Raw genomic sequence first — 12,689 nt, forward strand, 5'->3', positions numbered from 1 at the left:
ACGTCGCCGGACCCGCGCCCTCCCCCGTTCGGAAATGCCCCCGGCCCCCACCCGTGCCAAGGTGAGTAGGAACTCGCCCCCCGGTGTACCCGGCGCGGGAAAGCGGCGGCGCACCGCGCGTCGAGAGCGAACGGAAGGCCCATGACCAGCGGCTTCACACCCGAGGGCTTCGGCTCGGACCCCTTCGGGGAATTCCTCGCCCGTTTCTTCGGCGGACCGCGGCCCCGCCAGATCGACCTGGGCCGGCTGCTCAGTCAGCCGGCCCGCGAAATGGTCCGCGGGGCCGCCCAGTACGCCGCCGAGCGCGGCAGCCGGGACCTGGACACCGAGCACCTGCTGCGGGCGGCCCTGGCGGCGGAGCCCACCCGCAGCCTGCTCAGCCGGGCCGGCGCGGACCCCGACTCGCTCGCCTCGCAGATCGACGGGCGGTCCGGGCCCGTCCAGTACCCGCCCGGCGAGACACCACCCCCGACGTCCCTGTCGCTCACGCCGGCCGTGAAGCGCGCGCTGCTGGACGCGCACGGGCTGGCCCGGTCGAGCGGCACCGGGTACATCAGCCCGGAGCACGTGCTCAGCGCCCTCGCCGCCAATCCGGACTCGGCCGCCGGGCACATCCTCAACGCGGCCCGCTACACGCCGCCCGGCATGCCGCCCGAGGCCCCCGAGCCGGCCCCGCCGCGCGCCGAGCGGCCCCGCGTCACGTCGACGCCGACCCTGGACAAGTACGGCCGGGACCTCACCGACCTGGCCCGGCAGGGCCGCATCGACCCGGTGATCGGGCGCGAACGGGAGATCGAGCAGACCGTCGAGGTGCTGTCCCGGCGCGGCAAGAACAACCCGGTGCTCATCGGCGACGCGGGGGTCGGCAAGACCGCCGTCGTGGAGGGGCTGGCCCAGCGCATCGCGGACGGCGACGTGCCCGACATCCTCGCCGGCCGCCGCGTCGTCACCCTCGACCTGACCGGTGTCGTCGCGGGCACCCGCTACCGGGGCGACTTCGAGGAGCGGCTGACCACCATCGTCGGGGAGATCGGCGAGAACTCCGACCGCCTGATCGTCTTCATCGACGAGCTGCACACCGTCGTCGGCGCGGGTGGTGGCGGCGAGGGAGGCTCCCTGGACGCCGGCAACATCCTCAAACCGGCCCTGGCCCGCGGCGAGCTGCACGTCGTGGGCGCGACGACGCTGGAAGAGTACCGGCGCATCGAGAAGGACGCGGCGCTGGCCCGCCGCTTCCAGCCGATCCTGGTGCCCGAGCCCACCACGGCCGACGCCGTCGAGATCCTGCGCGGCCTCGCCGACCGCTACGAGGCCCACCACCAGGTCCGCTACACCGACGAGGCGCTGGTCGCCGCCGTGGAGCTGTCCGACCGCTACCTCACCGACCGGCGGCTGCCCGACAAGGCCATCGACCTGATCGACCAGGCAGGCGCCCGGGTGCGGCTGAGGGCCCGCACCAAGGGCACGGACGTACGGGCCATGGAACGCGAGGTCGAGCAGCTCCTGCGGGACAAGGACCAGGCCGTCGCCGACGAGAGCTACGAGCAGGCAACGCGGCTGCGCGACCGCATCGTCGGGCTGAAGACCCGGATCGCCGAGGCGGCCGGCGACGGCGAGGCCGACGAAGGGCTGAAGCTGGTCGTGGACGCCGAGGCCATCGCCGAGGTGGTGTCCCGGCAGACCGGCATCCCGGTGAGCAGCCTCACCGAGGAGGAGAAGGACCGGCTCCTCGGCCTGGAGCGGCATCTGCACGACCGGGTCGTCGGGCAGGACGAGGCCGTACGGGTCGTCGCCGACGCCGTACTGCGCTCGCGCGCGGGACTGGCGAGCCCCGCCCGCCCCATCGGCAGCTTCCTGTTCCTCGGCCCGACCGGCGTCGGCAAGACGGAGCTGGCCCGCGCGCTCGCCGAGGCGCTGTTCAGCAGCGAGGACCGCATGGTCCGCCTCGACATGAGCGAGTACCAGGAGCGGCACACGGTGAGCCGGCTGGTCGGTGCCCCGCCCGGCTACGTCGGGCACGAGGAGGCCGGGCAGCTCACCGAGGTGGTGCGGCGCCACCCGTACTCGCTGCTCCTGCTGGACGAGGTGGAGAAGGCGCACCCGGACGTCTTCAACATCCTGCTCCAGGTGCTGGACGACGGCCGACTGACCGACTCGCAGGGCCGGACCGTGGACTTCACCAACACGGTCGTCGTGATGACCAGCAACCTCGGCTCCGAGGCGATCACCCGGCGCGGCGCCGCCCTGGGCTTCGGCTCGGGCGGCGCCGATGCCGACGAGGAGGCGCGGCGCGAGCAGGTGCTGCGCCCCCTGCGGGAGCACTTTCGGCCCGAGTTCCTCAACCGCATCGACGAGATCGTGGTCTTCCGCCAGCTGACCGGCGACCAGCTGCACCGCATCACCCAACTGCTGCTGGAGCAGACCCGGCACATGCTGCGCGCCCAGAACATCACGGTCGACTTCACGGACGAGGCCGTGCAGTGGCTGGCCGACCGGGGCTTCCAGCCCGAGTACGGGGCCAGGCCGCTGCGCCGCACCATTCAGCGCGAGGTCGACAACCACCTGTCGCGGCTGCTGCTCGACGGCCGCGTCGCGGAGGGCGACCGCATCACGGTGCTCGTGGCGGACGGCCGCCTGGACTTCCGCACGGACCGGCCGGCCGGCCCGGGTGAACCTGCCGAACCGGGTGAACCGGCCGAAGCAGCCGAAGCAGCCGAAGCAGCCGACGCGGCCGACGCGGCCGACGCGAACGGAACGACTCGGCCGAGCGGCCCGGCCGGCCCCACGGACCGGCCGGACCCGGCGCCCTGACACGGCCGGCACACACGTGTGGCGCGCGCCAGGCTCTCCTCGGCACGGCGCGCGCCACACGGTTCACCCGGTCGGGCCGTGCTCAGGGCCCGCGCCGCGCGGCCGGTCGGCGGCGCGCCCGCCCCGGCCGCCGCGCCGGACCCGGCGTACGCCGGAATCACCCCGCCGTCGGACGCACCACCATCGCCGAGCCGCCGCCACGCCGCGTCTTCTCGGCCGCGGCCAGCCACTTGCCGCCGGGCAGGCGCTGTACGCCCGTCGCGGCGCCGATCTCGGGGTTGGCGCGGAAGGAGTGCCCGATGGCCTCCAGCCGAGCGCGCAACGCACTGTCGTAGAGGCCGGGTTCCAGCTCGGTCTGCGCCGCGTTGCGCTGGCTGGCGCGCGGGGCGGCGATCGCGTCGACCAGGGGCAGGCCGCGGTCGACGAAGCCGGTGAGCGTCTGCAGGACGGTGGTGATGATGGTCGCGCCGCCGGGCGAGCCGAGCGCCACGACCGGCTTGCCGTGCCGGTCCAGGACGATGGTCGGCGAGATCGAGGACCTCGGGCGCTTGCCGGGACCGGGCAGGTTCGGGTCGTGGACGGCCGGGTTGGCCGGGGCGAAGGAGAAGTCGGTCAGCTCGTTGTTGAGGAGGAACCCGCGGCCGGGCACGGTGATGCCGCTGCCGCCGGTCTGCTCGATGGTGAGCGTGTAGGAGACGACGTTGCCCCACTTGTCGGCGGTCGTCAGATGCGTGGTGCTGTCGCCCTCGTACGTCGTCGGGGCCGCCGTGCCGCCCGCCGCGCAGTCGGCCGGGTGACGCGGGTCGCCCGGCGCGACGGGGCTGGTGAGCACCGCGTCGTCCTTGATGAGGCAGGCGCGCGAGTCGGCGTACCGCTGGGACAGCAGTTCCTTCGCCGGTACGTCCTCGAAGGCGGGGTCGCCGACCCAGCGGCCCCGGTCGGCGAACGCGATGCGGCTGGCCTCGATGAAGCGGTGCAGGTACCGCACGTCGCTCGCCTTGGAGAGGTCGGTGTTCTCCAGGATGTTGAGTGCCTCGCCGACGGTGGTGCCGCCGGAGGAGGAGGGCGCGATGGAGTACACGTCGAGGCCGTGGTACCCGGTCTTCGTGGGTGCCTGGACCTTGGCGCGGTAGGCGGCGAGGTCCTTCGCGGACAGGTCCCCGGGCCGGGCGTTCCAGCCGGAGGCCGGGTCGACGGGCGGCTCGTTCACCGTGTCGACGATGTCCTCGCCGATGTCTCCGCGGTAGAGGGCGCCGACGCCCTCGCGGGCCAGCTCGGCGTAGGTGCGGGCCAGGTCGGGGTTCTTGAAGGTGGAGCCGACGGCGGGCAGGCCGCCGCCCGGCAGGAACAGCTCGGCGGTGTCGGGGAAGGCGCGGAACCGGGTCTCGTTTGCGGCGGTCTGCGCGCGGAAGGTCTCGTCCACGGTGAAGCCGTCGCGGGCGATGCGCTCGGCCGGTGCCAGCACGCTGCGCAGCTTCTTGCTGCCCCACGTGTCGAGGGCCCGCTGCCAGGTGGCGGGCGTGCCCGGGGTGCCGACGGCGAGGCCGCTGCTGACGGCGTCGGCGAACGGGATCGGCTTGCCGTCCTCCAGGAAGAGCCCGGAGTCGGCGGTGAGGGGAGCGGTCTCGCGGCCGTCGATGGTCCGCACGGTGCGGGACTTGGCGTCGTAGTGGACGAAGTAGCCGCCTCCGCCGATACCGGCCGAGTACGGCTCGGTGACGCCGAGGGCGGCGGCCGTGGCGACGGCGGCGTCGACGGCGTTGCCCCCCTTGCGGAGGATCTCGATACCGGCGGCGGAGGCGTCCGGGTCGACGCTGGCGACCGCGCCGCCGTAGCCGACGGCCACCGGTGTCTTCGAGGCCGTCGGGGTCGTCGCGGCCGGGTTGCCGGGCGGCGCCGCGGCCCCCACCGACATCACGGCGGCCGATACCGCCAGGGCCGTCAGATTCCGCGCGACAGGGCGACGCATGCGCACCTCCAGAGGACGGGCAGTCCGCGCAGCGTAGTTCACCCTCCGCCGCCCCGTCAGGCTCACCGGCCCGGTGGATCACTCCTCGGACCCGCGGGGAACCCCCTTGCCGGATCGCCCGGACACCTCGAGCGCCCCGGCCACCACCGGGTCGAACACGGGTTTGCCTTCGCCCGCTACCATGCCCGCCCATGAATGACGACGTGCGCAACATCGTGCTGGGCGTGGTGGCCGCGGGCATCAGCGCCGCCCTGGGCTGGATGGCCCGTACGTACCTGTGGAAGCGGAGACTCCGCCGCAAGCAGGCGTTCTTCGGGCTGCCGGACCATTCCGAGTCGCTGCTCGTCGTCAACCGCGACCCGGCGACCGCGGAAATGGCCGTGCACCGCATCGACGTGTTCGCGCTGCTGGAGCTGTCCGCGCTGATCAAGGACTGCGGCGCGCACGTCCAGGTGCTCACCCAGGACTCGGCCCACCAGGGCTTCGGCGAGCGCACCGAGTTCTGCCTCGGCGGCCCCGCCTCCAACCGGCGGATGACCGCCCACATGGCGGCCATGCTGCCCGGTGTGCGGGTCAACGTGGACCCCGAACCCGGCCCGGACCGGGGCGCCTTCCAGATCGGCTCCGAGCGCTACCGCATGGAGCCGGGCATCACCGAGTACGTGCTGCTGGCCCGGCTGACGGCCGGTGACGGCCGGGAGACACGGCCGGTGTTCCTGTTCTGCGGCCAGCGCGCGATCACCAACCAGGCGGCGGCGCGCTATCTGGCCCGCCATCACGAGCGACTGGCCCGCAAGCACGGCAACGGCACGTTCGTGCTGCTGCTGAAGGTCGTCAACTCGCAGGCGTACGGCCCGGACGTGGTCGAACTCGTCGGGGACGTGACCCGTACGGCGCAGGCTCCGCTGCCGGCGGCGGCAGCGGCCAAGGGCGGCTCGCACCGCGCGTCCTGAACGGGGTCGTACCCCGGGCGTCCTGAGCGGGTCCCCGGGCAGCGCCGTGGTGATGACCGAGGTGAGCGGCCCTCGTCGCGGAGTTGGGCGACGAGGGGCCGCTCGGCCTCGGCGAGCCGGTCGGCCCCGCTTGTCGACACGGCCGCCCCGCTCTTCTCGAGCACCACCCGTCCGGCGCAGCTGACCTTCTCCCCGTCGGTGGCCGCCCCGTGGTTCGGGTCGCGTCCACCGCACGAGCAGTGATCTCCGGCTGCCGCCGGGCGGGCCTGGCTCATGTGAACTGCTGCCCCCATCGGTCGAGGGGCCGTGAGGGTACTCCCCACCCGGCAGCAGTGTCCCCGGTCCGGCCGCGGTGGTCCCGCGGCCTCCGTCGCCCCGCAGGCGGTGGACGGGACCGGTGGGACCGGTGGGTCACCCGCCGCCGTCTCCGGGACGAATGGCCCATCGTAGTCGAGGGGCGGCGGGGCGGTCCGGTCTGCCGGGGGAACGCGACCCGCGGGCTCCGCACGCGGTCAGTGCTTGAGGATCTTGGAGAGGAAGTCCTTGGCCCGGTCGCTGCTCGGGTTCGCGAAGAACTCCTCCGGGCTGCGGTCCTCGACGATGCGGCCGTCGGCCATGAAGACGACGCGGTTGGCGGCGGACCGGGCGAAACCCATCTCGTGAGTGACGACGATCATGGTCATGCCCTCGCCGGCGAGTTGCCGCATGGCCTCCAGCACCTCGTTGATCATCTCGGGGTCGAGGGCGGAGGTCGGCTCGTCGAACAGCATCGCCTTGGGGTCCATGGCGAGTGCGCGGGCGATGGCCACGCGCTGCTGCTGCCCGCCGGACAGCTGGGCGGGGTACTTGTCCGCCTGGTCGGCGACCCCGACCCGGTCGAGGATCTCGCGCGAGCGCCGGTCGGCGTCCTCCTTCCCGCGCCCGCGGACCTTGACCTGACCCAGAGACACGTTCTGCAGGACGGTCTTGTGGGCGAACAGGTTGAACGACTGGAAGACCATGCCGACGTCGGCACGCAGCCGTGCCAGGGCCTTGCCCTCGGCGGGGAGGGGCTTCCCGTCGAGCCGGATCGTGCCGGACTCGACGGGCTCCAGCCGGTTGATCACCCGGCACAGCGTGGACTTCCCCGACCCCGAGGGGCCGATGACCACGACCACTTCCCCCCTGCCGACGGTGAGGTCGATGTCCTGCAGGACATGCAGTTCCCCGAAGTGCTTGTTGACGTCACGCAGCTCGATCAGCGGATCGACGGCCATGCTCAGCCCTACTCACTCGTCGCCGTGGGGTGATGGCCGCAACGTATCCAGGCATGATCACGCGCCGCCGCGCGACACGCACCGGACGGCCTCCCAACGGCCATTAGCCGTATTTACGGGGCGGATCCACGTCACGGATCCACACCCGTGCCCACGTCAAGGATCGCGCGCCCCGTGACCACCTCGAGCATGCGCGTCCCGTGGCCACGTCGAGGATCCCCGTCGCGGCCGGGGCCGGGCTGTCACGCCTCGGCGACCTCGCCGTACAGCTGCGACAGCTCGGGCACCCCGCTGGTGGCCCACTCGTGCCCGTGGGCCACGACGTCGAACTGCCGTCCGGAGTCGAGCCGTACGACGGGCTGGCCGTCGCGCCGGATCTCCCAGGCGGCGCCGGGCACGGTACGGACGATGACGGTGCCCAGGTACAGTCCGGCGTCGTTGCCGAGCCAGGACAGCACCTCCTCGTCGTCCCGCCAGCGCGGGACCAGTTGGTCGAGCGCCTCGAGCGAGGCGGCCGAGTCGTCGAGGCGGACTCTCTCCCGGGCCGCGAGGGAACGCAGGAGTTCACACTCGGCGAGCAGGTCGGCGATGCCCGCGGGGTCGGGGACCCCCGGTTTCGGCCGCCGGCCCAGGAAGGGGATGTTCATCCCTCCAGCGTGTCATTCGTACCGGTCGGCGCACCACAGGCGCGCGGCACCCGCTTCCCGGGGCCGGGACGGCGCGGGGTGGACGCCGGGTGGGTCCGGGCGGCTCCGGAGCCGCCGCGTGGCCGCGCCGGGGGGCCTCGTCGGGACGACTTCGCGCCTGGTGCGTTGACGGGCCGCGGGGGCCTCTCTAGCTTCACGGTGCGGCGTCGCGCCGCGGACGTGGTGCGCCGCATCGTGCGGCGGGATCGGGAGGAGCGGCCTTGCGCCGAGGTCTGTTGGGTTCCGCGGTGGTTCTCGCCCTGCTGTCGGTGCTCGCGCCGGGCGGCGCCGCACACGCCGCACCGTCGGAAAGATCCGGGCCGCTCCCCCTGGAGCGGCTCTTCGACAACACGGCCGTCAGCGACGACTCCCGGCCCGGCGAGGCCGACTTCGACGGTTCCGGCGCCTCCCTGCCGGCGGCCGACCTCGCGGCGGCGGGCTGGACACCGGGCCGTGTCCTCGACGTTCAGGGCGCCCGCCTGACCTGGCCCCGGCGCGGAGCGGGCGAGGCGGACAACGTTCGGGCCGCCGGGCAGCGGGTGCGCGTCACGGGCCGCGGTGACGCCCTCGCGTTCCTCGTCGCGGGCACGGCCGGCGGCGACGTGGCGGGCGTCGGCGCGGTCTCGTACGCGGACGGCGGCCGGTCGGCCTACCGGCTGACCGCCCCCGACTGGCGCACCGGCCCGCTCGCCACGAAGGCGGTGGCCCTCCCGCACATCAACACACCCGGCGGCCAACTCGCCGAACGGGCCCGCCTGTACGTCGTGACGGTCCCGCTCTCCCCCGGCCGCCCGGTCGTCTCCGTACGGCTTCCCGACGCGCCCGGACTGCACGTGTTCGCCCTGTCGGTGCGGGCCGAACCGGCCGGCTGGACGGGCAGTTGGGCGGCGTCGACGGGAGGCTACGCGGCCGTGGCGCCCGCGGGCCCCTGGACCGACCGCACGCTGCGGCTGGTGGTGCACACCTCGGCGGGCGGCCCCCGGGTTCGGGCGCGGTTCGACAACACCTTCGCCGCCACGCCGGTACGGATCGCCGGCGCGACGGTCGCCGTGCAGGCGGACGGCGCCGCCGCGCGCCGGGCCCCGGTACCGCTGGCCTTCCGGGGCGCGGCGGGCGTGGAGATCCCGGCCGGGGCGCAGGCCTACAGCGATCCCCTCGGCTTCGACGTGCCGGCCGACGCCAATCTGCTGGTCAGTTTCCATCTGCCGGGGCCGCTGCCCGCGGCGCCGCTGCACCGGCTCGCGCAGCAGCGGTCGTATCTGAGCGTGCCGGGCGACCACGCGGCCGACGGTTCGGCGGCGGCGTTCACCTCGGTGCTGACGAGCCTGCCGCTGCTGACCGGCCTGGACGTGGGCGGCGGGCCGGGGTCGGTGGTGGCGCTGGGCGACTCGATCACCGACGGCGACCGGTCGACGGTGGACGCGAACCACCGCTGGCCGAACGTCCTCGCCGCCCGGCTGCTGAACCAGCACACCGTCCCGCGCTACGGCGTCCTCAACCAGGGCATCTCGGGCAACCGCGTGGTGAGCGACCGCTACCCGGGGGACGGGGTCTCCACCGACACCTCGGGGGTGAGCGCCCTGCACCGTCTGGACCGGGACGTGTTCGCGCAGACGTCGGCCCGTACGGTCGTCGTCTTCGAAGGCGTCAACGACATCCGCTGGGGCGCGTCCGCGCGGGACGTCGTCTCGGGCCTCGGGGAGATCGCCGACCGGGCGCACGCGCGCGGGCTGCGGGTGCTGGCGGCGACGATCCTGCCGTGCGAGGGCGAGGCCCGCTGCACCGCGGCCGTGGACGCCGAACGCGTCGCCGTGAACACCTGGATCAGGGGCACCGGCGCGTACGACGGCGTGCTCGACTTCGACGCGGTGACCCGGGACCCCGGGCACCCGTCCCGGCTCCTCCCCGCCTACGACAGCGGAGACCACCTGCACCCCGACGACGAGGGCCTGGCGGCGCTGGCCGGCTCGGTGGACCTGCGGCTGCTGAAGGGGTGAGGGCTGCCTCGGGGCTTCGGGCTACACGTCGAGGTCGACGACGACCGGCGCGTGGTCGGAGGCGCCCTTGCCCTTGCGTTCCTCCCGGTCCACGTACGCGTCCTTGACGGCCGTCGCGAACGGCTCGTTGCCGTACACCAGGTCGATGCGCATGCCGCGGTTCTTCGGGAAGCACAGCTGGCGGTAGTCCCAGTACGTGAACGGGTGCGCGTACTTCAGGGGCCGCGGGACCACGTCGGACAGGCCGGCCTCCCGCAGGGCTTCCAGGGCGGCGCGCTCGGCCGGGGTGACGTGCGTGGCGCCCTCGAAGGCCGCCGGGTCGTAGACGTCGTCGTCGGTCGGCGCCACGTTGTAGTCACCGAGGATTGCGAAGGGGCGGCTGCCGGCCGCGTCGCCCGCGACGGCCGCGCGCAGCGCCTCGAACCACTCGATCTTGTACGCGTAGTGGGGGTGGCCCACCTCGCGGCCGTTCGGCACGTACACCGACCAGACGCGGACCGGGCCGCACGTCGCGGAGATCGCGCGGGGCTCCACGGAGCCGTCGTAGCCGGGGTCGCCGGGAAGGCCCTTGACGACGTCCTCGAGGCCGACGCGGGAGAGGACGGCCACGCCGTTCCACCGGCCGGTGGCGTGGACCGCCGCCTCGTAGCCCAGCTCGCGCAGCTGCTCGACGGGGAACTGCGCCTCGGCGACCTTGGCCTCCTGGAGGCACAGCACGTCCGTGCCGCTGCTCTCCAGCCAGCCCAGGAGCCTCGGCAGGCGGGCGGTGATCGAGTTCACGTTCCAGGTCGCGATGCGCATGCCCACAACCTACCCGGCGGGTCCGACATCCCCCTCCGGGCCCGTCCCGGGGTTAGAGGTCGACGGAGGCGCCCGGGGCGAGGCGGGCGTGGTCGGCGCCGCCGAGGGAGCCCACGTGCCGGTCGTAGATGGGGCGGGCGAGGTCGGTCAGGAGCGCGTCGTGGATGTCGTAGACGCGCCGGGGCCGGACCTCGCGCACGTAGTCGATCACTTCGGAGATCTTGTTCCAGGGGGCCTGCACGGGCGCGAGAAGGGTGTCCACCGGATGGTCGGGGACCGTGAGCGCGTCCCCGGGGTGGAAGACCTTGCCACCGTCGATCAGGTAGCCGACGTTGGTGACGCGCGGCAGGTCGGGGTGGATCACCGCGTGCAGTTCGCCGTGCACCTGGACGTCGAACCCGGCGGCGGTGAAGGTGTCGCCGTGGCCGACGACGTGCACCCGGCCGGGGAACGCCGCCGAGATCCGCTCCGCGACGGACCCGAGGGTCCAGATCCGCGCGGCCGGGTTGTCCTCCATGGCGGCGCGCAGCCGGAACGCGTCGAAGTGGTCGGGGTGCTCGTGGGTGACGAGGATCGCGTCCGCGCCGAGCGCGGCGTCCTCCTCGCTGAATCCCCCCGGGTCCAGGACCAGCGTCTGCCCGTCCTTGTCGAGGCGGACGCAGGCGTGCGACTTCTTCGTGAGCTTCATGTGCGTCGTGTTCCGCGTGTCCTTGGTCTTCTTCGTGACCGTCATACGTCCCATCCTGGCGCGGGCCGGCCCGGGACGCTCAGTCCTGCGGGGTGGTCTCCTCGCGGATGACCTGCTGGGCCACCTTGAACGCGCTGTTCGCCGCCGGTACGCCGCAGTAGACCGCCACCTGCAGCAGCACCTCCTTGATCTCCGCGGGGGTGAGGCCGTTGCGGAGGGCCGCGCGGAGGTGGGAGCCGAGCTCGTCCAGGTGACCGCCGGCGACCAGGGCGGTGAGGGTGACGCAGCTGCGCGAACGGCGGTCCAGGCCCGGCCGGTCCCAGATCTCGCCCCAGGCGTAGCGGGTGAGGAACTCCTGGAAGTCGCCGGAGAAGTCGTCGGCCTGTTCCAGGACCTCTTCGACGTGCGCGTCGCCGAGCACCTCGCGGCGGACCTTGAGCCCCACGTCGTACGGGTCGGGCCTGCCCTGCTGCGGTGGGGCGACGGCCGGGGCGATCTCGGCGATCGGCGACATCTGGTGCGGCGGCGGGGTCAGTACGGGTTTGACGGGAGCGGCCGGTATGGCGATCTGGCCGGTGCTGTGATCGTAGGCGGGCTGCCAGGCGGTGGAGAAGTGCCGGACCAGCAGATCGGTGACGGCGGCGGGCTGCTCGACCGGCACCAGGTGGGAGGCGCCGGGCACGACGGCGAGCCGCGCGTCGGGTATGCCGGCGACCAGGGTGCGGGCCTCGGCGGGGCCGGTGACCTGGTCCTCCGAGCCGACCAGGACGAGTGTCGGTACGCCGACCCGGCTCAGCTCGGAGCGCACGTCGAAGGAGGCGAGCGCCTCGCACGCGGCGATGTAGCAGCCCGGGTCGGTGGTGCGGACCATCTGCACGGCCCATTCGGTGATCGCGGGCTGCGCGGCGGCGAACCCGCTCGTGAACCAGCGGTCCGGGGAGGTGCGGGCGATCGGGTCGAGGCCGTTCGTCCGCACGATCACGCCGCGCTGGCGGAACTCGTCGGCCGTGCCGAAGCGGGGGGAGGCGGCGATCAGGGCCAGCGAGGCGAGCCGGTCGGGGTGGCGCAGCGCCAGCTCCACACCCACCGCCCCGCCGAACGCGCACCCCGCGTACCCGAAACGCGTCACGCCGACCGCGTCGAGGGTGGCGAGCAGCCGGGTGGTGAGGTCGGTGACGGAACCCGTCGGGTGGGCGGGCGCACCGCCGTGGCCGGGCAGGTCGAACCGGAAGACGCGCCACTGCTTGGTCAGCTCGGGAACCTGCCGGTCCCACATGTGCCAGGTGGTGCCGAGCGAGGGGCCCAGGATCAGGACCGGGGCGTCTTCGGGGCCGTCGAAGCGGTACTGGAGGGCGGGGGTCGTCGTCTCACTCACCGCTCCACGCTAGCGCTCGCTTCCGGCTGCTCGGGCTCCGGGCCCCGAGTCCTCACACGTGACTCCCGGAGATCACCGGCGAACCCTCACGCCGTCTTCACGGATGGTGCCCGCGGGGAGGGACGTGCGACGGACGGACGGGGGACCGTCACA

Annotated in this window: 9 protein-coding genes; 3 read left to right on the forward strand and 6 right to left on the reverse strand. The window is 73.6% G+C overall.

The features are described 5' to 3' along the window. Positions 1-141: 141 nt before the first annotated feature. The gene (locus ABZ354_RS00840; protein ID WP_358651504.1) at positions 142-2,811 is read left to right on the forward strand and encodes an ATP-dependent Clp protease ATP-binding subunit; all 2,670 of its coding nucleotides are present in this window, start codon (positions 142-144) and stop codon (positions 2,809-2,811) included. A 157-nt stretch (positions 2,812-2,968) separates the two neighbouring features. Here ABZ354_RS00840 and ggt read toward each other — a convergent pair whose 3' ends face one another. After that, the gene (gene ggt / locus ABZ354_RS00845) at positions 2,969-4,780 is read right to left on the reverse strand and encodes a gamma-glutamyltransferase (protein ID WP_358651506.1); all 1,812 of its coding nucleotides are present in this window, start codon (positions 4,778-4,780) and stop codon (positions 2,969-2,971) included. A gap of 191 nt (positions 4,781-4,971) precedes the next feature. On the opposite strand from ggt, the gene ABZ354_RS00850 reads away from it, so the two are divergent. Beyond that, positions 4,972-5,733 (forward strand): hypothetical protein, encoded by a 762-nt coding sequence (locus ABZ354_RS00850; protein WP_358651508.1) that lies wholly within the window; start codon positions 4,972-4,974, stop codon positions 5,731-5,733. 512 nt (positions 5,734-6,245) lie between these two features. Here ABZ354_RS00850 and ABZ354_RS00855 read toward each other — a convergent pair. Continuing rightward, complete coding sequence (locus ABZ354_RS00855) at positions 6,246-6,989, reverse strand: amino acid ABC transporter ATP-binding protein (protein ID WP_358651510.1); 744 nt, start codon at positions 6,987-6,989, stop codon at positions 6,246-6,248. 242 nt (positions 6,990-7,231) lie between these two features. After that, on the reverse strand, positions 7,232-7,636 hold the full coding sequence (locus ABZ354_RS00860; protein WP_358651511.1) for a DUF6278 family protein: 405 nt from the start codon (positions 7,634-7,636) through the stop codon (positions 7,232-7,234). Between the two features lie 260 nt (positions 7,637-7,896). Between ABZ354_RS00860 and ABZ354_RS00865 the strand changes: the two genes are divergently transcribed. Then, entirely contained in the window at positions 7,897-9,672 is a 1,776-nt protein-coding gene (locus ABZ354_RS00865) for an SGNH/GDSL hydrolase family protein (protein ID WP_358651513.1), read from the forward strand. A 21-nt stretch (positions 9,673-9,693) separates the two neighbouring features. On the opposite strand, the gene ABZ354_RS00870 is transcribed toward ABZ354_RS00865, so the two are convergent. From ABZ354_RS00870 to ABZ354_RS00880, 3 genes are all read right to left on the reverse strand, one after another. Then, complete coding sequence (locus ABZ354_RS00870) at positions 9,694-10,473, reverse strand: exodeoxyribonuclease III (RefSeq protein ID WP_358651515.1); 780 nt, start codon at positions 10,471-10,473, stop codon at positions 9,694-9,696. Between the two features lie 52 nt (positions 10,474-10,525). Next, entirely contained in the window at positions 10,526-11,161 is a 636-nt protein-coding gene (locus tag ABZ354_RS00875) for an MBL fold metallo-hydrolase (protein ID WP_358652203.1), read from the reverse strand. Positions 11,162-11,240: 79 nt separating this feature from the next. Beyond that, positions 11,241-12,536, reverse strand: a complete 1,296-nt coding sequence (locus tag ABZ354_RS00880) for an alpha/beta fold hydrolase (protein WP_358651516.1) — start codon at positions 12,534-12,536, stop codon at positions 11,241-11,243. Positions 12,537-12,689 lie beyond the last annotated feature (153 nt).

This window comes from Streptomyces sp. NPDC005925, assembly GCF_040638805.1.
Taxonomy (GTDB): Bacteria; Actinomycetota; Actinomycetes; order Streptomycetales; family Streptomycetaceae; genus Streptomyces.

Coding starts and splice junctions, on each gene's coding strand:
- ABZ354_RS00840 (WP_358651504.1), top strand. CDS start 142: ATGACCAGCGGCTTCACACCCGAGGGCTTCGGCTCGGACCCCTTCGGG.
- ggt (WP_358651506.1), bottom strand. CDS start 4,780: ATGCGTCGCCCTGTCGCGCGGAATCTGACGGCCCTGGCGGTATCGGCC.
- ABZ354_RS00850 (WP_358651508.1), top strand. CDS start 4,972: ATGAATGACGACGTGCGCAACATCGTGCTGGGCGTGGTGGCCGCGGGC.
- ABZ354_RS00855 (WP_358651510.1), bottom strand. CDS start 6,989: ATGGCCGTCGATCCGCTGATCGAGCTGCGTGACGTCAACAAGCACTTC.
- ABZ354_RS00860 (WP_358651511.1), bottom strand. CDS start 7,636: ATGAACATCCCCTTCCTGGGCCGGCGGCCGAAACCGGGGGTCCCCGAC.
- ABZ354_RS00870 (WP_358651515.1), bottom strand. CDS start 10,473: ATGCGCATCGCGACCTGGAACGTGAACTCGATCACCGCCCGCCTGCCG.
- ABZ354_RS00875 (WP_358652203.1), bottom strand. CDS start 11,161: ATGAAGCTCACGAAGAAGTCGCACGCCTGCGTCCGCCTCGACAAGGAC.